Source organism: Posidoniimonas corsicana, assembly GCF_007859765.1.
Lineage (GTDB): Bacteria > Planctomycetota > Planctomycetia > Pirellulales > Lacipirellulaceae > Posidoniimonas > Posidoniimonas corsicana.
This window is the reverse complement of record NZ_SIHJ01000001.1, coordinates 1,079,415-1,104,217: the sequence shown is the minus strand read 5'-3', so window position 1 is coordinate 1,104,217 and position 24,803 is coordinate 1,079,415. Positions and strand designations below refer to the sequence as shown.

The window sequence follows — 24,803 nt, the reverse complement described above, 5'->3', positions numbered from 1 at the left end:
CTCATGCGATTGAAGCTCATCGCCATTCTGACCTACGCATCGCTGCTCGCGCCAACGTGCGTGGCGGGCGTGGGGGATGGGTTTGTTGTTCACCGCGGGGGCAAGCTGTACGTCGAGGGCGCCGAGTTCCGTTTTGTCTCGTGGAATGTTCCCAATCTGCTGGTGATCGAAGACGCGTTCAGCTTCCTTGGCAACTCGCCTTGGCGGTGGCCAAACGAGTACGAGCTCCGCGACGCGCTGGAATCTGTCAGGCAGATGGGCGGGACGGTTGCGCGGCCGTACGTGATCTCCGTCAAACGCGACGGCAGCGACATGGGCGATCAAGTGCATGTGCTCGGCCCCGGCCGGTTTAACGAACAGGCGTTCAAGGTCTTGGACCAGATGCTGGCTATCGCGCGAGAGAAGGGCGTCAGAGTGATTGTCCCACTGGTGGACAATTGGCGTTGGCACGGCGGTGTCGAGCAGTACGCCGCGTTCCGTGGCAAGGATGCGGAGGAATTCTGGACCGACGACCAGCTCTTCGCCGACTACCTCACCACGGCAGGGTATATCATTGGCCGCCGAAACACGGTCACCGGTGAGCTTTATCGTGATGATCCTACGATCTTTGGTTGGGAGACCGGCAACGAGCTAGACGCGCCGCCGTTGTGGACCAGCAGGGCCGCGGCCGCCATCAAACGCTTGGACCCAAACCACCTGGTGATCGATGGGCGCTCGCTGCACGGCATCACGCCGGAGTCGCTTGCCGACCGAAACATCGACGTCGTCACCACACACCACTACCCCAACCAAGGGAACAACGACGCGCGATCCGTCAGCAGAGCGGCCCGTGACGCCGCCGGGCAGAAGGCGTACTTCGTCGGCGAGTTCGGCTTTCTGGGCGTCGACGAGGCTCAACGCATCCTTGACGTGGTGCGCGAGGAAGGGGTGGCGGGCGCCTTGTTCTGGAGCCTGCGGTTCCACCGCCGTGAAGGCGGATTCTACTGGCACCACGAGCCGATGGGGGGCGACCTGTTCAAGGCGTTCCACTGGCCGGGCTTTCCGTCTGGCAGGCCATACCGCGAGCACCTGGTGATGCCGATGATCCGCCAGGCCGCGTACCGGATACGCGGCCTGCAGCCCCCTGCCTCACCCATCCCAGGTGCGCCGCGTCTGCTGCCGATCGATGACGTCGCCCGGATCTCATGGCAGGGCGCCGCCGGCGCTAGCGGCTACGACGTCCAGCGGGCGTCGCGCCGGAATGGGCCGTGGGCGACAATCGCAGCAAACGTGAACGACGCGGCGGTCCAGTACCGTCCGTTGTTCCACGACGATACCGCGCGGGTCGGCGGTGACTACTACTACCGAATCGTGGCGACCAACGGTGACGGAGCATCGTCACCGTCGAACGTTGTGGGGCCGGTTACGGTCTCCAACGCTGCACTTGTCGATGAACTGGCGGATGACTCAAGGATCGCTTCCGTGGCTGGCGGAGCGGCGTTCAGGTCGGATGACGCGCGCAAGTTCCAGGAAGACATCCACCGACTCTTGCTGCCCGAGGGCGCCGCCGTTGAGTACCACACGCCAGGTGACGTGACATCGGTTCGTCTGTGGGTGTTTGTCGAGGACCCGGATCGCATTCCCTCGCTTTTCGGCGCCGTTGGGGGCGGCGATGAGTTCGAGTTACTCCCTGCCGAGTCCCGGGTTGGCAGCCAGGCGTCGGGTGACTACGGATACCGGACGCCCGTGCTAGTGGAGTGCGACGGTGTTCCTGCAGGCGTCACGCGGCTGCGAATCGTCGCTCAAGACGCGTCGGTGCAGCTCTCACGGGTGGAGATCCGGCGCCGTCCGGCTGCCCTGTCCGCTTCCGCGCCTCCGCCGGGGAAATCGGCGCCCGAGCGATAGGGTGCCCCTAGAGGGCTTCGAGATTGACGTCGAGCCCCTCGTCGAGCGATGCGGACGCCTCGCCTTCCTTTGACGCAGCGGATTCGACGAGAGTCGAATCGACTGGCCCCGTCACCGATGTACGCTCCACCCTGTCGAGCGCGAGCAACAACAACGGGTCGTCCGGTAGATCGCTTTGGGAGAGTGCGGAAGGCTGCGGCGTTGGAGCGTCTGCCTCGCTGTTGGTGGTGGCCGCAGGCGCCAAGAGCCACGCGGCGGCGGTGGGGGCTGCTCGCTCGCCTGTAGAAGGGTCCTCAGTCGGAGCCGGGGCCGCGGTGATGCCTGCGCTCACAGAGGGCCCCGCATCCAGCCCTGATGACGTGCCTAGGTTGTCCCGCCAGACGGTATAGTCGGCGGCGTCGACGCGGCCGTCGCCGTTCCCGTCGGCGCGGAGATCGGTCGTGGACCCGTAGGTGCTCCGCCACACGCTGTAGTCCTGCTGATCGACCAGGCCGCTGGCGTCGTAGTCGCCCGGCAGGGCGCCGATGGTGAATGACGCCTTCACTAACGCCGACCAGTCGCCGTTGGTGGTGAGCATGCGCGTCCAGACCTCGGTGCCTTCGGTCAGCACGATGGCGCCAGCGTACGGTTGCACTTCAGACGAAGAGCTAATCCCGCCACCGATCTCGCGGGGGTCGGTATGGCCGTCGGTGCTGTAGTAGATTGTGCCGCCCCGCGTCGCGATTCCTAGCTCGTAGCCGCTGGGGACCACGCCCCCGTGTTGGCTGAACGCGGGCGTCGAGAAACTTGTGTACAGGCCATCGGCGCGGAGCTGCTGCAGGACGGTGTTTCCACGGCCCGGGAAGTACGAGTTGAGCAGCCAGGCGACTTCGGCGTCCCAGTCCGCCTTGTCGTACGGCGTCGCCCGCTTGGAGTCGCCCCAGCGGGCGGACTCGGCGATGATTGCGGGGCCCACTTGCCCTGCGCGCTCCGTCATCCGAGCGATGCTCGCCGATGCGGTCAGCGGGCCGTCGTTGAACATCAACTCGTACACCCGGTCGACGAACATCTGCTTGTACTCGGGGTGGATCAGCAGGTCCTGATGCAGGAAGACCGGGTTGAAGAACTCGAACTCGTCGTCCAGGTTGCTGTAGAACGGCCCGGTGCGGTCGATGTCCTCCGTGCCGTGGACGACCCCCACCAACTCGCCGGCCCCCAGAGAGTGCTCGTTATCGTGCAGGAAGAACTGGAACCCCATGTCGCCCGCCTCGCGGTTGCGGATGCCGAACCAGTTGTTGGCACGCTGGTTCCCGAAGAATGCCGAGATGCCTGTGTCGTGCCCGCCGGTGTAGATGATGATCATCATGTAGTCGATCAGGTTGTCGACATCCAGCAGCACCTCCAGCTCGTCGTTCCGCGTGCCGTCGGGGTTCAGGCCCTGCATGGCCCAGAAGTTGTCTGCGTCGCCACCCGGGTTGTCGGCGAGGTCCTGCGCGAGCTCAAAGAGCTCACGCCACGCGACGTCCGTGCCGTCAGCGATCTCGGTCCCGCCGGACTCGAACGGATCGGACTTCACGACATCGTAGTCCGACTCGTCGCCGCCGAAGTAGCTCTCGCCGAAGTGCTCCTGGATCCGCTCCTGCGTCATGTACACGCCGTAGTACTGCCCGTCGACGTACAGGTGGTAGTAGTTGCTGCGTGTGTGCGGCTGCCCCATGTCGGCCTGGGTGTCCCGAGCGAAGACCTCACGCAGGTAAGAGTTCTGCAACCCGTTGATCGTGTTGCCCCATGCGGCCCACGAGTAGTTCTGGGCGGTGCGGAGGTCCAGCACATCGAACCGAGTGGCGTCGGCCTCGTCGAACAGCTGGTAGTCCAGCAGGCCGTCCCCGTACTCGTCGCGGAAGTACAGGCGGAAAGCGTGCTTCGGGTTGAAGTCGTTGCGGTGGTAGCCGCCGCGGATCCGCAGCCCGGCGTTGGTTGAGAACCCTTCCGTGCCGTCCGGGTGGATCAGCTCGACCGACGCGGCCCGCTCCCATTCGCGGCCGCGGTTGAGGGCGTTGACGTAGATGCCGGTTTGCGGGTCAAACAGGTTCTCGAGGTCGGTCGTGAGCGAGATGGCCGGCAGCGCCGCCAGCGAGTCCTTCACCGCCCGCTCGCCATACAGCGAGAGGATGTCCGGGTCGATCCCATAGTTGAGCTCCTGGCCGTTCGTGCCGCTGGGCGCCCAACCCGCCGGCGTCTGCCCCGATGGCGATTGCTGGATCACGTCATCCAGGAACAGGTAGGTCGACGCCCGGACAAATGAGGGCTTGAAGTCTTGCTTGAAGGCCGTGGCGCGGAGGGTTGTTGTCCCGGTGACCGCGATCGGCCCGGTGTAGAGTTGTCCGTTCACTGGTGTCAGGGTGTCGTCGACGGCGGGCGTGGACCCGTCGGTCGTGAAAACGATCACCGCGCCCGCCGTGCTCGTTGAGATCGCTACGCTCTGGGGGGCTTCGTAGAAGCCGTGCGGCACGCTGAATGTCGGCTCGTCGGCGAACCCGGCGAACGTCCCCCCGTTCGGGCCGCCGGGGGTGGCGTTCTCGAAGTACCCGACCTCCTCCGGTTCGACGATCGAGGCGCGCGTCGCCACGAGCTCTGGAACGACCAGGAAGTCGGAGCTGTTTGACGAGAAGTTCAGCGCGTGGATGGCCAGCACGTTGGGGCCCGCCTGGAGCAACGACGCATGGTCGGACACGTCAAACGGCTCGAACGAAATGGCGTCGAAGTCGTCGTGGCCGGTGAAGGCGGTCGAGTTCCAGGCGTTGGAGGCGCGGGCGTTGACGGACTCGATCTGTTGGCCATTGAGGTACGCAACGAAGCCGTCGTCGTACTTCATGCGGAGCGTCAGGCCGCTGATGTCGGCAAGCGACTCAAGGTTGAAATCGTACCGCACGTACAGCGACGTCGTGCCGGGCGGGACGGCCGTGTTGAACTGGCCGTTGAAGTTGGGGAAGCCGCTCGACTCCTCGTAGCCGAATCCCGACGGGCCGACGATGTCGAACACCGAGTCGTCGAAGCCGACATCGGTCCAGGTCGCGTCGTAGACGCCGCTGGTCGGCCGCCAGGCCCGCGCGGTGACGCCCTCCGCGACCAGGGTGGTCGAAGTGGTCGTCATGGCCAGGCCGTAGGAGATATCCTCGAACTGTTCCGGGAACTCAGGCGAGTACGCATCGACCACAGTCTGACCATCGGCGCCGACGAGCCCCACGTACTCTCCGCCGGCGGAAAGCCTGAAGCTGGTGTGCACCTCGCCGCCCGGCGTGACGGTGTTCTTATCGGACGCGAACACCAGCAGGAAGCCGCCCGGATCGATCGACACCCCGGCGGGGAACCGCCACTTGGTCAGCTCGTCGCTGTCGTCGGTCAGGTACATGCCCGCCAGGTCGACGGCGGCGCTGCTCGGGTTATAGATCTCCAACCAGTCGGACGAGTCGCCCTGGAAGTCGACCAGGGTATCGTCGTTGGAAGCCATCACCTCTGTGATCCTGAGCGACGCGGCGTCCAGCACGCAGCGCGGCTCCAACCGCTGGAGGTGCAGTCGGCGTCTGCCGCCGCGAGAGGGAAGGCTTGGCATACGGGGGCTCGAGTGGGCGTCGCTTTGGAGGAGGGAGCGGGCGGCCGGTTCCGGTCGAGCCGCCCACCGGGCGCGGATCAACGCGCCGAGAATCCCACTATTATACCTGCGAGGAACCGCCGAGTCGACGCATCCGTTCAAGCCGACCGAGGAGTCAACTGGAAGCTTGGATCGCATGCTGCGCGCATAAGAAAACGGCTCCACACGCGGCTCCCCCTGGCTGCCCCTGGGGTTACGCCGCGTGTGTCGCCGTTGGAAGAAACGCCCGATGCCCGACTATCTACCGACGACGCCGCGAGGCGACGCCCACGGCCGCGAGGGCGGCGATCGCCAGGCTTGTCGGTTCGGGAGCCTGCCCGGCCGCCAGCGACGACAGCGGGAAGTGCGTGTCGAAGACGGCGAGGTCAAGCGAGTCCACGACCTCGTCGGCGTTCAAGTCGAACAGGTTCTGAGCCGTGGCAATCGCGATCTGTGGCGGCGCCGCGATCGCGTCGACAAGCAGCTGACGGTCCTCGGCTCCAAGCGATCCGTTCATCGACAGGTCGCCGGGAGTTCCGGTGACCACAAGATTGCTCAGCGTCACCGCGTCGACTAGCTCGCCGTCGTCGGAGGAGTCGAAGTAGTTGATCGTCCAGGCGTACTGGGCGCCGGCGTAGTCGGCGAGAACCGTCCCGCCTTCCCACATCCCGGCGTGGGGTAGCATCGATGTGCCGCTGGAGTTGAGTCCCGCGCGATCCGGGTCAAAGAAACGCCCCTGCTCGATCTCGTTCTCTGGATTCCCTAGATCGATCGCAGATGAGAGTCGGTCGGCCCGGAAGAGGACAATCTCATCGCCGGACCCAACGGCCCCCGTGCCCGCGGCGGTGGGTTCGGAAAGCTTCAACCTCAGAAACGCGTACCCGATCTCGGTGTTTCCGTCGAGAACCTCGGACCGGCCGAGACGCAACTCGTCCCGCACCGAGATCGGAGATGCGCCGTTTCCATCTAGCACGAACTCGGTGACAAACTTGCCGAGGTTCATCTTTGTCACGCCATTGGGGTTGTCGGTGGTCACGTCGTTGTCGTGGTCCCACAGGCCCAGGCGGCTCTCGTTGATGTAGTCCTCGACATCGAGCGCGGCGTTCGAACCTCGCACGCGGAAGATGCCGCCGGGCGTTGTGCGCGATCCGCCGTTGTCTCGGTCACCAAAGCGAACCGAACCAGACAGCTCGAGCACCGCGTTTCCGCTGATCTCGTAGATGGCGCCCGCGGAGTTCGGCTTGTCGCGCGACATGTCAATGCTTCCGCTTACGCCGTCGGCGTACTTGAGTGTGCCGGCTTGGTGGAGGAGAATCCCCCAGGGAGCGGTTTCGGTGGTTCCGCCCGCTAATGTGCCCAGCGGGTTGACGTTCTCGCGGCCCAGCCGGATTGGGCGAACGCCCATCTCCCGCGGTTCGCCAGTCGTGCCGTCGCGTTCCTGCGAGTTGAGGGTGACGCTTGCGTTGAGCACAAGGGTGAAGTTGGCGTTAGCGTCCGCAGAGTTGTCGCCGCCGAAGGCGAAGGTGCCCATTGCCAGCGTGCCGTTCTCGCCGCTTCGTTCGTCATTGAGAACAAGCACCACGTCCTCCGAGTTACCTTCGGCGAACCAGATGCTGTCCGGGCCCGGCGGCTCCGTTTCTGGTCCCGCGACCGGGACGGGATCGTACTCGTTGGCGTCCCAGTTGGCCGGATCCTCGAAGGCAAACGTATTGCCGCCGCCGCCCGTGCTGCCGTAATTGGATTGCCAAAGGTCGTAGTGGCCTTGGCCGATAGGGGCGCCAAGCCCGCCGTCATTCGGCAGCGCGGCGCCACCGCCGAGGTTGTCCCTCCAGACGGTGTAGTCTGCCGCGTCCACGACGCCGTCCGCATTGTAGTCGCCGCTTGCCGCCGAACTGGGGACGCCAACAAAGTTGACTGCGGCGGACGCCGGAGCAGCCAGCGCGGCGAATGCCGCGGTGAGAACAGAGAGCCGACAAAGCATAAGAGATCTCCCTAATAGATAAGAATCAGAGTTGCGTGTTTACGGTGCGTCGCTGCTATGAGATGGGTGACAGCGTAGAGCAGGGCGTGCAGCAAGAGTCGCTCAACTCTCTCGATTCATTGCCATGCGTAGGAGATCCCAACAAGAACATCCAGGCTGGTGGGAAACGCCGCAGCGTAGGCAGCAGAGACTTTGGATGAGTGGGTGATTCTAGAACGGATTGGATATGGTCGCTTGGCATGTAGGCGCCGTGCCATCGAAGTCGTAGGGATCATCGCCCGCTCGCGTGGCGGCTCTGTCCATCACTTTAAGGTCAGTGCTTCGACTTATCGTCTGAACGCTCGCGTCACACATCGCAAAGATCGCAACTCCCGGGTGCCCTCCCCCAAAGCCACTCTCGCCGTCAGTCTCTGTGCAGCCTTCCTGGCAAAAAGGCTTGGCTTCGCCTATGGGATATCCTGGCAGTGAATCGCCGTTGAACACCTGCACTCCCTCGGAGAGCGACTTGCTAACTTCTCCTGCAAGAAGAGTCTTGCTGGTGCCATCGATAATCTTGGCAAACGACGTTTGTGCTTTAAACGAACCAACCTGCCGACCGTTGCTGCCGCTGCCGGTGCGGTACCTGACCGGCCTCTTCGCTTGCGGCATCGCTCCATCGACGTGTGGCGCGGTGCTGCCATTGTACTCGCCGCGGCTGAGCGTCGGACCGCCGGCGACTTGAATGAGGCAGGTGGATCCAGACACTGACCGATAATCTGATATGGAGCCCGCGTATCCACTGCCATCGCCGCGGGTATCGTGCCCGTGTTGGCTGTCGTGTGGGATCTCGTCAATGATGACCGTGGTATGCCCCATTGATGGGCAGTAGTAGCCCTGAATAACCGCGGTGCGCGCGGCGTAGGTTTGGTCGTAGAAACATCCTCGATCGTTGTCCCAAAGGTCAGCCGCCGCTGCTTCTTCCATAAATGGCAGTATCAGCGCTGACCAAGTCGCCTGATGGTCGTCGATCCGCATCGGCGGCAGGTGCTTGTTGACGTCGTGGTAGTTGTGCACCGCCAGACCAATCTGCTTCATGTTGTTGACGCACTGCGTCCGTCGTGCCGCCTCGCGCGCCGATTGCACGGCAGGCAGCAGGAGCGCGATCAGCACGCCGATGATGGCGATCACAACGAGCAGCTCGACCAGAGTGAACGCCATTCGGTTGGCGACTGCGCGGGGCGCAACACCCGGCCGTGGGTGTGGGAATCGGGTCATGGATCTCGGCACGCAACGAGGTGATTAGGCGCCGTTTCGAACTGCGGTGCTCTGGAGACGCTGCAGATGAAGGCCGGTAGCCTCAGAAGATCGCAGTGTTCGCCTTGCAGACAGCCGCAGCAACGGCAGGGATCAGATCGTGTCTTTCGAAAAGTAGCGACTCGGGCGTTGTGGCCTCCTTTTGAGGACGCCATGGCGCGTTTCGCATGACTCCATTGTAATGGGGCGTTCCGGAGCCAAGAACAATGCGCCTTGCAATATAGGGGTCTGTTTACGCACACGTTGCATGTGGCTAGGCCGTGCGTTGCAGGGGTCCTATCAGCCTGTTGGATGTCGGCATTTAACGGCCAAAGTTGCACCCGATGCGCGGCTCGTCGCGTATTGCACTCAACCGTAACGCGTGAGAGTCCGGATTGTTTTGCAAGTTGGCGGTGGGCCGGTGACATCCAGCGCAGTGGCCGTTCGATCGGTTGCAATCTGCGGGGCGGACGCGCCTCAGCGTCGCTGTCGACAGCAGGGGGTGGCTAGAATAAGGGGGCTCCAAGCAATCCGGTGAGCTTGGTGGGACCCACGTTGCAACTACCTATTTGGCGGCGTTCCGAGGCCGCTTGGGTCAGCAAGCGCAGGGAACGAGAAGAGCCATCCCGGACCGCTTTTCCAGGAGCCTCGCGAGGTCGGAAGACAGGCGGTGATCGCAACCTCTGTGGCCGGAGTCTGTCGCGGCACTCGGTACACGCGATGGGCGCTCCGCTCCGACAGCACGCCGCCGGCAGCAACTGAGGCGAGAACGCCGAGGGCTGCATTTGCGGCTCCGGGTGGCGGAATAGCCGGCCTGGGATTCTGAACGAACGGCGATTGAGAACGACAAAGAGTCTAGGGAACGGGCATTCGAATGACGCAGTGGAGATACATCGCCATCTTGGCCGCCCTTGCGTTGGGGAGCGCCTGCCACGACGCGATCGCCGCCGAGTACTATATCGCGCCCAGCGGTAGCGACGCGAACAACGGTTCGGTCGGCAGCCCGTGGGGAGGGTTCGAGCACGCGATCAGTCAGCTCAGCCCGGGTGACACCCTCTTCGTCCGCGGCGGCGAGTTCCAACTCGACGAGCGGCTCCGCATCCGGTCATCCGATGCCGGGACCGAGTCATCCCCCGTCAGAATCTGGGCCTACCCCGGCGAGGCGCCGGTGCTCGACTTCAGCAGCATGGACGCATCGTGGGGGTCGAGCAGCGGCCGCGGCATCCAGGTGGACGGGGGCGCCGACTGGATTCACATCAAGGGACTCACCATCCAGAACGCCCGCGACAACGGCATCTGGAGCGGCGCCGACCACGGCGTGTTCGAGCAGACGGTCACCCGTTGGAACGGCGACTCCGGGCTTCAGCTCAGCGGCTCGGCGTCCAACAACCTGATCCTCAACGCCGACTCATACGAGAACTACGACCCCTCCAGCAACGGCGAGAACGCCGACGGCTTCGCGATCAAGTTTTCTGACCTGGGCCCCGGAAACGTGGTCCGCGGCGCCCGGGCGTGGGGCAACTCGGACGACGGGTGGGACATGTGGCAGAGCGTTCAGGGCGGCGTGCTCGTCGAGGACTCGTGGGCGTTCGACAACGGCAAGATCCTGCCGCGATTCTACGAGGTGGAGCAGCTCGAGTCGAACGACCTCAACACCGACAACTTCAACGGCGACGGCAACGGCTTCAAACTGGGGCAGGACAGCGGACCCCACGTGCTGAACCGAGTTGTGGTGTGGGACAACGCGGTCCGTGGGATCGATATCAACGGCAATGGCTACGGGGTGGAAGTCTCCAACTCGACGGTCTACGACTCGGGCGTGAACTGGCACTTTGACGAGTCGTCGGACGAGACGCTCAACCAGCACATTCTGCGGAACAACATCTCGTTCGACGGCGGCCGCTCGGACGTATTCGAGTCGGGGGTGACCAGCTCGTTCAACACCTGGAACCGCATCAGCGTGCAGAGCAGCGACTTCTTGTCGCTCGATGACAGCATCGCCAGGGGGCCGCGTCAGGCCGACGGCAGCCTGCCGGTGAGCGACTTCCTGCGGCTAGCGCCCGGGAGCGGGCTGATCGACGCCGGCGTCGACGTCGGCCTGCCATTTGCCGGGGCGGCCCCCGATCTAGGTGCGTTCGAGACCGCGCCTGCCCTAGCGGGAGACTTCAATAACGACGGCGTCGTGGACGCCGGGGACTACACCGCATGGCGCGACTCGCTAGGTGCAGCGGACGAAACGGCTATCAACAACGCAGGGGACGGGATGAACGGAGTGGACCAAGAGGACTACAACGTCTGGCGGAGCAACTTCGGCGCGACGGCGCCCACGCCGGACGCCAACGCGGACGGGGCGCCCGAGCCGGCGGCGGCCGTGCTGGTCATGGCGTCGTTGGCGGCGGGCCTCCTCGCCCGGTCGCGAAGCGCCGCCCTGCCCTGCCTGGTGCTTGCCACGGGTCTGCTTCTGCCTGGGGCCGTCACGGCACAGGCGCCGGCCTTCCCGGGCGCCGAGGGCTTCGGGGGGACGTTCTCCGGCGCCGCGCCCGCCGGGGGGTGGTTCGCGGACGCCACGGTCTACCACGTGACCAACCTGAACGATGACGGCCCGGGGTCGTTCCGCGAGGCGTTCCAGCAGAACAGCTCGAACAAGATCGTCGTGTTCGACGTTGGCGGCACGATCCAGATCTCGGACAACATCGACATCAAGAACCTGTCGAACTACTACATCGCCGGGCAGACCGCGCCCAGCCCGGTGACCGTCTACGGCGACACCGTGCAGCTCACCCACAGCGGCGGCAAGGAGAACCGCAACGTGGTGCTCCGCTACATGTCGTTCCGCAAGGGAACGGGCGACGGGCAGGACTCCATCACCTTCGCCGGCGGCGGGCTCGGGACCAACATGATCCTCGATCACCTCTCAGCCTCGTGGTCGGAGGACGAGATCCTGTCGGTCACCAACAACAACACGAACGTCACGGTGCAGTACACCATGATCAACGACGCGCTGGTCAACAACCACGCGTACGGGTCGCTGCTCCGCCCCAAGATCAGCTCGAACGTAACGATGCACCACAACCTGTACGCCAACAACGCCAGCCGGCAGGCCCGGTTCGGCACCTACGAGGGGGAGACCCTCACCGCCGACTTCCGCAACAACGTGGTCTACAACTTCCGAGACCGCGCCAGCTACACCGGCGGCAGCAGCGACGACGAGCAGGAGTACTCCGACATCAACTACGTCGGCAACTACATCGTCGCCGGCCCCGGCACCGAGGGCAGCCCCAACTACGCGTTCGCCGTGGACAAGAACGTCGACTCCCGCGTGTACCAGTCGGGCAACTATATCGACCCGGACGACGCGCCGGGCGGCGTCCCGGCCGATGGGGTGCTGGACGGGACCGACACCGGCTGGGCGATGTTCCGGGTTTCGACGCCCGTCACCGACCAGACCCTCACCCAGATGGCGACCCCCTTCAACACGCCGTCCGTAGCGACGCAGGCCGCGCCCGACGCGTACAACCAGGTCCGCGACCACGTGGGCAACTGGTGGTGGGACCGCGACGCGATTGACTCCCGCGTGATCGGCAACCTGACGGACTTCACCGGCGTGCCCATCGGCGCTTCCGCGCCAAACTCGGGGGAGCTCAGCGCGTTGCTGGCGGCGCCGCAGACCAGCCACCCCGCCGGCTACGATACCGACGGCGACGCCATGCCCGACGTCTGGGAGGTCGCCCACGGGCTCAACCCCAATCTGGCGAGCGACTGGAACCTGGACTTCGACAACGACGGCTACATCAACCTGATCGAGTTAATCAACGAGAAGGGCGAGTTCCCGGCCCCTACGCCAATCGCGTTTGAGGGCGCCGCTAACGCCCGCTACGCGGACATCCTGAACTGGCGGACCGACGACGGCGGCGTGACGGCCGGGTCCTACTGGCAGCCCTCGCGGCACGACACGGCCGTGATTTCCAGCGGCGCCGTGGTGGTCGACGCGGTCGGCCAGCACGCCGGACTCCTCCAGGTGGGCGTGGCCAGCGGAGACGACGCTTCGCTCGCCGTGACGGGTGGCTGGCTGATGGTCGATGAGCGGGTGGAAGTCGGCTCCGACGAGGGCATTGGCCGCCTGACGGTCTCGCCGGCCGGCACGCTGTCGGCGCCGCTTGTCGAGGTCGGGCTGTTGGGCGCCATCGACGGCGAGGGGGAGATCGAGGGGAGCGTCTTGAATAACGGGTACGTGTCGCCGGGCGGTTCGGCGGGCGTGCTGATGGTGGACGGCAACTTCGTCCAATCGTTCGCGGGCGTGCTTCAGATCGACATCGGCGCCGCCGACAGCTTTGATCAGCTGCTCGTGAGCGGCGACATCGCAGCGGCGGGCGGCCTGGATGTTCGGCTGCTGGACGGCTACTCGCCCGCCGCCGGCGATAGCTACAACCTTCTTGACTGGGGCGGCGTCAAGTCGGGCGGCTTCGACGCGGTGCTGCTTCCCGAGTTGGGCGCCCCGCTGGCGTGGGACCTTTCGCAGCTCGAGTCCGCCGGTGTGCTTGCTGTAACTTCTGCATCAATTGCTGGCGATTACAACGGCGATGGGCTGGTGGACGCCGCCGACTACACGGTGTGGCGTGACAGCCTCGGTTCGACCGAGGACCTAGCCGCCGATGGCGATGGCAGCGGGCAGGTAGACGCCGCCGACTACAACGTGTGGCGGACCAACTACGGGGCAACGGCAGCGAGTTCGGCCCGGTCGGTTCCCGAGCCAACAACGCTGCTGCTCGGAGTCTGCCTGGCCGGCGTCGGATGCCGCTCACGGCGCGGGTAGGTAGTGCCGCCGCCATCTTCCCCAGCGGGGGGACGCTACTCGGCTTGGCGGCGCCGTCGGCGGGGGCGTTCGACTTCGCCCGCAAGCCGGACGTCCGCGGCGGTCGGCCAGCCGTCTTCGGACCACTGCCAGTCGGCCAGACCGAGCTTTGACAGGCCCCGCTGGTTGGCGTCGTAGTAGTGGAAGCCGAACCCCTGAGCGGGCGCCCACGCAAATGGCGCGACGTGGCCTGGTCCAATCCTCGGCGACTGGCTGTCGAGCAACAGCGTGCCGCCCCCATCGACTAGGTCGCGCCCGTCGCGATCCAGGTAGGGCCCGGTTGGCGTCCGGCTGCGTCCCACCAGGATTCGGTAGGTGCTCTCTACGCCCCGGCAGCACAGCCCATGATTGACGAACAGGTAGAACCACCCATCGCGCTGGATGAGGGTGGGCGCCTCGATCTCCGTGGCGGACGCCACTCGCGTTGGCGCCGCGTTGGGATCGGCGGGGAGCCCCGTCTTCGCATCGAGCTCGAAGAGGTAGATCCCCTTCCAGAACGAGCCGAATGTCATCCAGTGACGGCCCTGGTCATCGATCAGCACCGAGGGATCGATGGCGTTGTACGGCGCGTCGGGGGTCGACGTCACGACCGCCCCGTCGTCCCGCCAGGCGTAGTTGGGGGATTGGGCGTCGAGCGTCTCGTTGGTTGCCAGCCCAATCGCCGATGCCTGCTGCCCGAATCGCGACGCGGAGTAGTACACCCGGTACCTGCCGTCGGCGAACACCACGTCGGGCGCCCAGTAGTGCCCCCGGAAGCCTGGGACGTGTTTCTCGATCCAGTCGGGCGTGGCGTCGCGGTCGAACACCCCGCGTTGTTGTGTCCACTCGACGAGGTCGCGGGAGGACTTGAGCCCAATCCCCCGGCCGGTGTGGAATAGGTAGTGCTGGTCGCCTTGCTTGACGATCGACGACGGGTCGTGCGTCATGACGTCGCCGGTCAGCAGCGGCGGCTCGGCTTCGAGTCTCGCGGCGGCGACAACGGTCAGCACAACGACGGCGGCGATTCTCACGGGGCGGTTGCCTCGACGGGGATGCGGAGGATGCTGAACGAGTGCGGCGGGAACTCGTGAACGAAGTCGCCCGCGGCGAGGTTGACGCTCGACTCGGCGGGGCTCACCCGCTTGGGCGCCTCGATGGAGTTCTCGTCTTCTGGATTGCCAGTGAGCTGTACCAATTTGCAGGCGACCTCCGCTTTGGGCAGGCCGTCGAGCGTGAGCCGTACGGATGTGGCGTCGTCGGTCGGATTGACCACCTTGACGATGGCCTGCGACTGGTCCGTGTCCAGCGCGGCGCTGGCGAACACACTGTCGATCGCCGGCACAGGGATCTCGATGTCGTGGACGAGCTCGTCATCCAAGAAGCAGCGTACCCGCTCGCCGGAAGTCTCGATGCGGATGTCGTACCAGCGGTCGGGCTCTACTGTGCCCTCGGCGCTGACCAGCTGGTTGGGCGTGGTGGAGTGCGTCGCCTGCTGGCCGATCAGCCCGTGTCGCGTGTTCTCCCAACCGCCGATGTTCCATTCGATCCGCGAGCCGCCCGGGCCGTAGCGGAAGAAGACGGAAAAGCCCTCGCGGCCGCCGGTCTTGCGGGCCTGGCACGTGAGGGTGGCGTCGGCCCAGTCGGCGCTGCCGAACACCACCCGCGCCGAGCCGCTGCGGCGGGGCTGGGCGAGCAGCCCCGGCTGCACGTCCCACTCGCCGTCGTGAACGATGAAGTCTTCTGCGTCGAGCTGCTTGTCGGCCGCCCAGATCGTTTCTCCGTCCTTGGTCACCGCAATGCTGCGGTACTCGACAGCCGTGTTGTGGGAGCCGAGGCCGAACCGCCCGGCGATGGGCGCCGGCGGGCGCGCGTCGTTGACCTCCACGGGCAGCGCACGGTCGCCCTTGTGCTGACTGAACAGCTGCTGCACGTAGTAGCTGGGCGTGCCGTAGCTGGTGAGGTTGTCGTACCACATCAGGTTGGGCCGCCACTGCCAGCCGTCCTCGTGCGCCAGCAGCGGCGCGTAGGCGCTCATAGTCACGATGTCGGAGTTGCGATCGACGCCGGTCAAGAACGCGGCCTCGGCCAGGGCGCAGCGGAGCGTGTTGCGGTTGCGGGGCGACACAATCTGCACGGACTGCGCCGCGTACTCGCCCATAAACACCTCCGGCCCTTCGCGGTCGTAGTCGTCGTAGCGGTGGGCCTCGCGGAGGAACCAGTCGGGCATGGCGTAGCAGTGCTCGTCGACGATCGGCACGTCCATCTTGCGGAGCAGCGGCCACGCGTAGTCGAACCGCTCGCCGGACGGGAACGGGCCGGAGGTCGAGATCAGCTCGATCTCCGGGTGGCGCTCCGCCAGCACCTTGGCGAACCGCTCGTACCGCTCAAAGTACTCGGGACCCCACTGCTCGTTGCCCACGCCGAGCAGCTTCATGCCGAACGGCTCGGGGTGGCCCATCGCGGCCCGCTTGGCGCCCCACTCGCTGTCGGCCGGGCCGTTGGCGAACTCGATCAGGTCCAGCGCGTCCTGGATGTACGGGCCGAGCTCGTCCAGCGGGACCAGCTCGCCCGTGTTGAACTGGCAGGCCATGCCGCAGTTGATGATCGGCAGCGGCTCGGCGCCAATCTCTTCGGACAGCAGGAAGTACTCGTAGAACCCGACCGCGAACGACTGGTAGTAGTCCGGCGTGGGCCGGTGCGCGAACTCGGTGTTCCAGCGGTTCACGATCAGCCGCCGCTCGTCGCGGGGGCCGATGGTGGTCTTCCACTGGTAGCGGTACTTGAGCTGGCTCCCCTCAACGATGCATCCGCCCGGGAACCGGAAGAAGGCCGGCTTCAAGTCCGCCAGCAGCTGCACCAGGTCGCGGCGCAGGCCGTGGCGCCGGCCCTGCCAGGTGTCGGTGGTGCAGAGCGAGATCGAGTCGAGGTCCACCAGGCGACCCGACTTGAGCCAGATCTGCAGGGCGCCCCGTTTAGCGGTCTTTGAGGGGGTGAGCTCCGCCTCGTGCTCGCGCCAGGCGGAGCCTTCCACTTTAATGGAGCCCTCGGCGATCGCCTCGCCCGACTCGTCCATCAGCTTCACCAGCAGCTCGGCACTGCGGCCCGCCTCGGCGCGCCCCTGGAACGAGAACCGGTACGCTTCTCCCTCACGGAGACCCATGCCGCGGAACCCCTCATTCGCGACGCCGCCGTCCGGTCGGCGACGCTCGATCGTGAGCCGCAGGAAGGTCGGGTTGGCGGCCGACAGCGGCGCCTCGGTCGCCTGCGCGGCGTTAACGCCCTCGCCCACGGTGCTCCATCCCAGCAGCGTCTTGGGGATCTCCAGCGAGCCGTTCTTGATCAGCTCCGCATTCAGGCCGCCGTCGCCGCTGAGGTTGATGTCCTCAAAGAAGGCGCCGATGAGTCGGGGGCCAATCTCGTGGCCCGGCTTGTCGACACCGACACGAATCGTAACCTGCTCCTCCTGCGATTCGGCTGCATGGGGAGAAACCCAGCAGATCAGGGCGGCGGCCAGGAGCAATCTTGCGGGAGACTTCATTGTTTTCTGCGATCCGCAGCGGGCCGACTCAGGCTAGCCGGCACAGATGAGCAAGTCAGCAAGGGGGACGCCCCGCCGACAGTGGATTCAACCACGAGCCGGCGCCTAAGACACGCCGCCGGCGGAAGAAATATCGGATTCTTCCGTCCACGAATGGTGGTCCCGCGGAACACGAACAAAAAAACTGCCGCCGCCTAGCAGGCGGCGGCAGTTGGAGAATTGCAGCGAGGATCGTAGCACGCCAGGGCGGCTACTTGCGGCGGCGACCGACGAGCATCGATCCGCCGACGACGCACAGCAGCATCGCCGTAGCGGGCTCAGGCGCCGCGCTGGCGGCTTCGGCTCCAGCCAGGGAGGTGCCGTAGTTGTCACGCCACAGCTGGTACCCCGCCTGCGAGCTGTCCGGCGAGTTGCCGTCACGCCAGACCGTGTAGTCGGCGGCGTCGACGGACCCGTCATTGTTGTAGTCGCCCGGCAGGCCTTCGGGGTTCATCGGATCGGTGTCAGTGTAGACCACCTTGCCGAGCTTCAGCGCGTTCGAACCGGCCTCCGAGTAGAGGAACTCAAGGTCGCCGTTGTTGCCCCCGGTGTACGGGGCGCCGAGGGCGACGTTGAAGCCGTTGTTGAGCGAGGTGTTGCCCTGCAGGAACTGCTCGGAAAGCAGATTGGACGAGATTGCGCCGGAGACCTCTTCCCAGCTCTCGCCCAGCCCGGGGCCGATGGCGTCGGCGTCCTGGTCGCTGAGGGAATCCCAGCCGGTCGAGCCATTGAAATCGGCGGTCATCAGCGAGCCGCCTTCGCTGTTGATCTGGTAGTAGTCCAGCGAAGTCGCGACGCCCTTGTCGTTCCTGATGAACACGCCGCCCGTAGTGTGGTTCACGACGAGGGTGAGCCCCGCGACCTCGTCGTTCAAGAACTGTTCGGGCGTAAGGGCCACGTCGCTGATGCGGACGTCGTCGATGTAGCCGTTCACGCGGTCGCCGTGGTTGTCGTTGTACATGCCGCGGGCGATCGACCACACGTACGGCGCGTCGCCGGTGGCGTCGTCGCCGGCGATTCCCGACTCGTCGAGAGCGGCTAGCCGCGTGTCGGTTGAGGTTAGCGTCAGGTCAGTCGCGGACTCTTCCACGCCGTTGACGTAGAAGCGGAGGGTGCTGCCGTCGTTGGTGGCGGCCAGGTTGTACCACTCACCCGCGACCGCGGTGGTGGTGCTGTCCGCCAGGTGGACGTTGCCGAGCACGTCGACGTAGTTGATGCGGAACCCTTCGGAGCCGTCGCCCTTCTTTTGGAAGTAGAGCGTGGCCTGGTTGCCGTCGCCGTTGGTGGCCTGTCCGAAGCCGTCCTTGCCAACGATCGTCTGCCAGCCCGCGGAGTCGGTGAAGTTGACCGACGCCTCGATCGTCCAGGCCGTCAAAGAGTCGGCCACCTTGTTGCCGCCGACCTCAAGGTCGCCGTCCGAAGAGAGGACCTCACAGCAGTCGCCAGGGGCGCCGACCACGCTGAGGGTAGACCCCGTCTTGCTGCCAGGCAGCACGACGTTGCTGTACTGCATCACCGCAAAGCCGGCGTCGGCCACCGAGAAGCGGGAGAGGTGATTGCCGTTCCCTGAGATATCGGGGACCGCGGCGTTGAAAACGCCCTGGGTGACAGCCGGTGAGACCACCTGTCCGTTTACCGCGGAGCCCGCGATGAGGTCCGATTCGAAGTCCCAGTGGGCGATGGTGACCGCTTGGGCCGCCTGGCCGCCGCTGATGGCCGCGGCCGCCGCGGCCAACGCCACGCAGCCACGCCGACGCCACTTGCTGTAAATCGAAGTATTCATGCTGATGCCAGTATTAGGGTGTCGCAAAGATGCGGATGAGTTTGTTCAATCGCCGGGGCGAACTAACTACGACGACGAACGGCTGCCGGCGTCAGGGCCAGCAGGGCCAGCAGGGCCGCCGTCGGCTCGGGGGCCGGCGTGGCGCCCAGGGCCGCGAACGCCTCGGCGCCGTTGGCGGCGATGAAGTCGTTCTTGAACAGGCGGAAGTCGTTGAAGTCGTTGTCCAGGTCGCCGTCGAGGTCGCCGAAGGGGGCGGTCTCGAACGCGGTGGTCCCCGGGATCGCGGTCAGGTGATTCGACAGCAGCGCGGCGTAGTCGTCGGCGTCGATGTCGCCGTCGACGTCCAGGTCGCTGCGGCTGAACGGCTGGTCGTTGTTGCCGACGAAGCGCACGGCGATCGGCTCGATCCGCTCCGTGACCAGGTCGGCCTCCAGGATCGTGACCTGCATCGTCAGGTCCTCAAAGCGGGACTTGCTCCAGATATTTCCAAGCGAGAATCCGGAACCCATCAGAGCGCCGTCGTCGCCGCCGCCATCGATGGGCTCGTTCTCCGACAGGTTGGTCGGCAGGCTGGAGGTTTCTAGCCATACATCGTTGGGGTCGATGGAGCCGCCGCTGTCCGAGTCGCCGGTGTCGGCGATCGAATTCCAGCCGACCGGGTTCAACGCGCCGGCCGCGGACTCAAGGGTGTAGGTGTAGAACCGCTCGTTGGCGAGCGTGTTCACCAACGTCGCCTCACCCGTCACACGGTCAATTTCCAGATACCGTTCACCACAGGTGTCGACGCAGCCGGCCGAGAAGCGGGTGGCGACATCAAGCTCGCTCAGCGCCTCGTCCCAGATGCTGAACTCGTAGATCGAGCCTTGCATGTACGGGTCCGGGTACAGGGCGCGGCCAAGGTAGGCCAGGTCGTTGCTGACCGTGCTTAGCGACGGGCCGGACTCGGTGCTCAACGGAGCGGTGCCAATCTGCACGCCGTCAACGTAGTAGCCCAACTCGGTGTCAGTAACGGTCATCACCACGTGGTGCAGGCCGCCGTCGTTGAGGTCACGGTTGCCGTCAGTGACGCCCACCTCGCCGTCGAACGTTCCCAGCGAGATGGCGCCGCGGCTGCCCTGGTCGGCTGGTCCGCGAGTCGGCTGCATCATCAGGTAGTCGTAGCCGAGGTTGGCGGACTCGCCGTTCGAGCCGTCGCTCGTGCGGCCGAAGCCGGCGGCGAACGTGAATTGGTTCACGTTCCCCGTCTGGGCCATCCACATCTCGAGCGTGAGAGCGCTATAGGTGTTGATTGCGATCTGGGCGGCGGGCAGTTGGGCGTGAGACGAAGTCCCGTTGAGCGTCAGTCGGCTCTGAGCCGTGTTGACAAAGGGCGACATCCCGGCGACGCCGTCGTGGGTGGACCCGTGGGCGGACCCTACCGAGTCCAGAACTTCGGTGCCGTTGCCCGAGTTGAAGAGGTACTGATGGGTGATGACGCCGTGCGCGGGCGACAGACACATCCCTGCGACAACCACAGCTGCCAATGCAGGAGCCGCTGGATTCCAGGTGCGGTGCGTGAGACGAGACATACAAACAGTTCCTATCGAGATACGCGGTGTTCCAACCAAAGCAGACGATGCCCCTCTTGCCGTCGGCGGCATGCCTTTAAGTCGACGCCCATGCCTGCAGCGCCGCCAGCGCAAGAGTACAACTCACCAACCTGTGGGCGGCAAGAACAGCCGCCCGTTTCTGCCCCATTCGCAACTCGGAACAAACCAGAGAAGAGTAACTACCGATCCTAATCAGGAAGGGCGTTACGTCTGGGTAATTCGCGAGCAGATTCGTAGAAAAAGTGGAAACAAAATTTAGAAAAGCAACGTAATCGAGATTATCTAAGGGTTACAATCCGGTCAAGCGACTTTCTTAATTTTTATTTCAATTCACACGAGCGCCACGGCCAACCGCCGGCGCATAATCAATCAGGGGATCCACTTTCAGTTCCCTGTTCAAGCCGCTCTCTAGGTGGTCGGTTCACGCGCTAGGTCTGGGTCCGATCCCCCTGCTACGTTCCTGCTGTTGTCCCCGCTGGCTGTCCACTGGTCCCCATGCTCACCGCTCCTCAAGTCGCACTGCTGATTGAAACCGCCCGTGGTTACGGCCGCGACGTTGCGCTCGGCATCGCGCGCTTCGCCCGCCTGCACGGGCCCTGGAGTTTCCACGTGACACCGGGCGACTTTAAGCAGGTGTTTCCGCAGGAGGAGTACTGGACCGGCGACGGCGTCTTCGCGCGACTGGCCAGCACCGAGATTGAGGGCAAGCTGTTGGCAGCCAACCTGCCAACGATAGCGCTAGACATGAGCGAGGAGCAGCTGCAGCCAGAGAACCCGCTGTCGGCCTTCTCCGACCTGCGGGTCGATTCGGAGGCGGCTGCCCGCATGGCGGCGTTGCACCTCTTGGAGCGGAAGTACCCCACCTACGCGTTTGTAGGCTCTGCCGGCGCCGTCTGGAGCGACCGGCGTCAGCGGGAGTTCTGCGAGACCATCCACTCGCACGGCTTCGATACCCACGTCTACCGGCCTCAGGAGCACACCCAGACGCCTGTCTGGGAGCGGGAGATGCCGGCCCTGACCGACTGGGTCGCCAACCTGCCCAAGCCAGTGGGCGTGATGGCCTGCAACGACGAGTGCGGGCTGCACGTGCTGGACGCCTGCCGGCGGGCCGGGCTCCGCGTGCCGGAAGAAGTGGCCGTGATCGGCGTCGACAACGACGCCCTGCTCTGTGAGCTCTGCAGCCCGGGCCTGTCGAGCGTCGTGCTCAACGGCGTTGAAGGCGGCTACCGCGCGGCCGAGTACCTGGACAAGCTGATGCGGGGCGAGGCCCGCGGCGCCAAGACGATCATGGTCAATGCCCTGCGAGTCGAGACCCGCCAGTCGACCGAGCTGCAGGTGGTCGGCAACCAGCAGGTCACGTCCGCCCAAGCGTACATCAATCAGACCCGCGGCAAGGCGCTCTCCGCCGACGACGTGGCCGATCACGCCCGCGTGACTCGGCGCGAACTGGACGCCATGTTCCGCGACACGCTGGGCCGTTCGATCGCCGCTGAGATCCAGAGGGTGCGGCTGGAGCACGCCCGCCGGCTGCTGGAAGAGACCGATCACCCGATCCCCAACATCGCCGAAGCGGCGGGCTACAGCTCGGCCAGCTACATGATCCAGGTGTTCCGCCGAGAACTCGGCACCACGCCCTCCAAGTACCGCTTGGGCGTGCGATCCCTGAGCATCGCTGGCGCCAAACGCGGCGGCAGCCCGATGCACTAATCTGCCGGCATGAGTCGTCGCTATTGATTCGAAGCGGCGGGCGCCTCTCCACGCCTCTAGACCAGGGCCCAAGGACGTCGGTTGCCCCAGAGCGGGGTGTCTTGGCGTGCCCTCCCCGTGGCGCCTGACCGACGTCGAGCGTCAGCATTCGCGCACAAAAAGACCCGCCCGCTCGGCGCGAGGCCAAACGGGCGGGCTTACGAGTTTCCCTAGGACTCGCGTACGCTAATTATCAGCTACCACTTCCTCGCCGGCTGCCGAGGTGAGCGAGTTCCAGAGGTAGCGGTCGATTCCGTCGGTATAGAAATCCACCGAACCATCGCACCGCGAAGCGTTGACCCCGCCCACGTGCTTGCTGCGTGCGGAAATGTGGGTGTGGATCGTGTTGGAGGGATCTTGGAATTTGGGTAGGTCATTGGCGCCGCCGCGGGCACTCGCAAGAGCGGTGGCCTGCTTGGGAGCGTTCGTGTTAGGTGGCAGGGGGATGCCCTGGTCTCGCCAGCCGGACTGCACGTTGCCCCACCACTCGTTTACCCGGGCGACCGCGTCGTACCCGTGCGTTATGCTGAGGCTGCCAGGAAAGTTGGGGGTATTGATGCCGTTAAACTGTTGACCACCGAGCGCGGTCTGGGCGTCTGAATAGGGCCCTCCCCAGCCCGCGGTGGTTGGGAGCACAAGCAACTCGGACATCATCAGAGTCTTCGACGTGCCGTCGATGATCTTTGACAGCTTACCCGGTTTGCTGGGGATGAACGGTGCGCCGCCCGAAGGAATATAGGCTGGGAACGTAGCGGCTGCACTGCCGATGGTGTACTGGCCGTAGACAGTATTCCCGCCGTTAACCACATAGTTGGAGCGGACGCGGGCCCAGGTGGGGATCGTCCACTCGTTCTCTTGCAGGCCGATGTCCGATGGACAAGCCATCATCGGCACCTTGGCCTTGCGTGCGGCCTCGTTCGCGGCGTCGCTAAAGGAGAGGTCGGGGTGGGCTAAGTCGGCTACGGCCTGCTCCTCGAGGTAGGGCATCACGGGGATGTACCACCCGTGGTCGTCGTACCAGTTGCCCGGCCCGCCGCCGCGGGCGGCGTATTCAGCCGGGCCCCAGCTAACGGCGATCGGCGGGAGCCCCTTGTAGGTGCCCTCGTAGTTCATCATCGCGATGCCGAGCTGGCGGAGGTTGTTGACGCACTGCGAGCGGCGGGCCGCTTCGCGAGCGGCCTGCACGGCGGGGAGCAGCAGGGCGATCAACACGCCGATGATCGCGATCACGACCAGCAACTCGACGAGCGTAAAACCGCCGCCTCGTTTCATAGTGGTTCTCATGGGATTAACTCGTATCGTCCTAGGGAAAAGTGTGCCCCCGTCCAGGTGGCAAGGGAGCGTTGGGTCGCATAGGAATACTTAGAGATTGAAGTCGAGACTCTCATTGTCGCCATCGATGGTCACCTGCTGTCCCGCAGCTTGCTGCGCCGGGACCAGGCTTGTTCGTTCGCGGTACTCCTCGCCGGTCCGTTGACTCACTTTAGGTGGGCCTTCGGTGTAGATGTCGAACACCACTTGCACAGTGCCTGTCGGGGCGTTGGCGGCTTCGTAGCGGCCGTTCTGAATCGGCGCAACCGCCGGGGTCGCCTCGATGTCGTCCGCCTTCGCGAAACTGACGGTCCCCTGGGCGTCGGCAGGAAGCGGCTTGCCTCCGATGGTCACCTGCCCTGCGACTTTGGCGGTCTTGCCACCGCCACCGCCGCAGCCGACGGCTAAGCCGACAGCTGCCGTAAGCAGCAGGGTCAACGCTCGGCTGGCCACCCCGTTTGAAACCTTGCTCACTCTTGCTTGCTCCGAACTAGTAGGGATAGGGACGAACGCTGCGGCGACCGGCGAGTAATTCGACCGATGGCTGGGGCCGACACGTTCGCCGCGACACGGGGTTGATTAGTTTGTTACGGAGAACTCCGCAGCCGGACGGCGCGGGCCGTTGAGCACCGCAACCGGCGATCCATTGTTTGAAACCCGAGCTGGTCCGAATCGCTCAGCCGAGCTGACCCAGCGTGTGATCGCCTCAGGGGCGTCTACCGCACGCTAGCTGGATAGGGAACAACCAATGAACACAGTCCGGTGCTTCAGGAGCAGCGCTGTGGCTGCTGTCTCTGGGGCTGCAAAGGAGCTGTGCTACGAAAAGCAGGCCGGGGCCTAGTGTGTGTATTCTAAAATTCTTTTAGAAAAAGTCAAAACGTTTCGCCGGCGATTTGATCGGAAACGAGGAAAAAGTCGGGAAACACCATGCAGCGACCACGTTATCGGCCCCTTAAGCGTCCTACGCAGCAGCGGGGCGGTTGGTTGCATCCCCGATCCTGTCCGAATTTGGTGGGTAATATCGGGCCCTGGAAAGCTCTATTCTGGCCGAGTTCGTTGCTGAAAACGGCCATCTAATCGGTTCCAATGGACGAGGTTGGCCGATCTGTCAGCGGTGGTGGGTGACCCAACTACCCTGTTGGATTGCCGGTCGATGGCGAGCGCCGACTTGTGTCCCTAGTGCGGTGAACCGAGGGGCAAAAGTCTTTAGCCAGAGCGG

12 protein-coding genes are annotated in these 24,803 nt (G+C 64.9%); 3 read left to right on the top strand and 9 right to left on the bottom strand.

Annotated features, from left to right (window positions below):
• The first annotated feature begins 3 nt into the window (after positions 1 to 3).
• Positions 4 to 1,884, top strand: a complete 1,881-nt coding sequence (locus KOR34_RS04130; protein WP_146562473.1) for a cellulase family glycosylhydrolase — start codon at positions 4 to 6, stop codon at positions 1,882 to 1,884.
• A gap of 7 nt (positions 1,885 to 1,891) precedes the next feature.
• Here KOR34_RS04130 and KOR34_RS04125 read toward each other — a convergent pair whose 3' ends face one another.
• From KOR34_RS04125 to KOR34_RS04115, 3 genes are all read right to left on the bottom strand, one after another.
• Positions 1,892 to 5,476 (bottom strand): CotH kinase family protein, encoded by a 3,585-nt coding sequence (locus tag KOR34_RS04125; RefSeq protein ID WP_197531125.1) that lies wholly within the window; start codon positions 5,474 to 5,476, stop codon positions 1,892 to 1,894.
• Between the two features lie 280 nt (positions 5,477 to 5,756).
• Positions 5,757 to 7,475 carry a PEP-CTERM sorting domain-containing protein gene (locus KOR34_RS04120; protein ID WP_146562469.1) on the bottom strand — a complete coding sequence of 573 codons (1,719 nt, stop codon included), beginning with the start codon at positions 7,473 to 7,475 and terminating at the stop codon, positions 5,757 to 5,759.
• Positions 7,476 to 7,685: 210 nt separating this feature from the next.
• On the bottom strand, positions 7,686 to 8,672 hold the full coding sequence (locus tag KOR34_RS04115; RefSeq protein ID WP_146562467.1) for a DUF1559 domain-containing protein: 987 nt from the start codon (positions 8,670 to 8,672) through the stop codon (positions 7,686 to 7,688).
• Between the two features lie 949 nt (positions 8,673 to 9,621).
• On the opposite strand from KOR34_RS04115, the gene KOR34_RS04110 reads away from it, so the two are divergent.
• Positions 9,622 to 13,560 (top strand): right-handed parallel beta-helix repeat-containing protein, encoded by a 3,939-nt coding sequence (locus KOR34_RS04110; RefSeq protein ID WP_146562466.1) that lies wholly within the window; start codon positions 9,622 to 9,624, stop codon positions 13,558 to 13,560.
• Between the two features lie 35 nt (positions 13,561 to 13,595).
• On the opposite strand, the gene KOR34_RS04105 is transcribed toward KOR34_RS04110, so the two are convergent.
• The 4 genes from KOR34_RS04105 to KOR34_RS04090 form a co-directional block, all read right to left on the bottom strand.
• Positions 13,596 to 14,609, bottom strand: a complete 1,014-nt coding sequence (locus tag KOR34_RS04105; RefSeq protein WP_146562464.1) for an arabinan endo-1,5-alpha-L-arabinosidase — start codon at positions 14,607 to 14,609, stop codon at positions 13,596 to 13,598.
• Positions 14,606 to 17,116 carry an alpha-L-arabinofuranosidase C-terminal domain-containing protein gene (locus tag KOR34_RS04100; protein ID WP_146562461.1) on the bottom strand — a complete coding sequence of 837 codons (2,511 nt, stop codon included), beginning with the start codon at positions 17,114 to 17,116 and terminating at the stop codon, positions 14,606 to 14,608. The genes KOR34_RS04105 and KOR34_RS04100 overlap by 4 nt, the downstream gene beginning before the upstream one ends.
• Before the next feature lie 250 nt (positions 17,117 to 17,366).
• Positions 17,367 to 18,938 carry a LamG domain-containing protein gene (locus tag KOR34_RS04095; protein ID WP_146562459.1) on the bottom strand — a complete coding sequence of 524 codons (1,572 nt, stop codon included), beginning with the start codon at positions 18,936 to 18,938 and terminating at the stop codon, positions 17,367 to 17,369.
• A 62-nt stretch (positions 18,939 to 19,000) separates the two neighbouring features.
• On the bottom strand, positions 19,001 to 20,506 hold the full coding sequence (locus tag KOR34_RS04090) for a LamG domain-containing protein (protein WP_197531124.1): 1,506 nt from the start codon (positions 20,504 to 20,506) through the stop codon (positions 19,001 to 19,003).
• 516 nt (positions 20,507 to 21,022) lie between these two features.
• On the opposite strand from KOR34_RS04090, the gene KOR34_RS04085 reads away from it, so the two are divergent.
• Positions 21,023 to 22,234 (top strand): AraC family transcriptional regulator, encoded by a 1,212-nt coding sequence (locus KOR34_RS04085; protein ID WP_146562455.1) that lies wholly within the window; start codon positions 21,023 to 21,025, stop codon positions 22,232 to 22,234.
• A gap of 225 nt (positions 22,235 to 22,459) precedes the next feature.
• On the opposite strand, the gene KOR34_RS04080 is transcribed toward KOR34_RS04085, so the two are convergent.
• Both KOR34_RS04080 and KOR34_RS04075 read right to left on the bottom strand, forming a co-directional pair.
• Complete coding sequence (locus KOR34_RS04080) at positions 22,460 to 23,557, bottom strand: DUF1559 domain-containing protein (RefSeq protein WP_146565805.1); 1,098 nt, start codon at positions 23,555 to 23,557, stop codon at positions 22,460 to 22,462.
• Positions 23,558 to 23,635: 78 nt separating this feature from the next.
• Positions 23,636 to 24,022, bottom strand: a complete 387-nt coding sequence (locus tag KOR34_RS04075) for a hypothetical protein (RefSeq protein ID WP_146562452.1) — start codon at positions 24,020 to 24,022, stop codon at positions 23,636 to 23,638.
• Between the last annotated feature and the right edge of the window lie 781 nt (positions 24,023 to 24,803).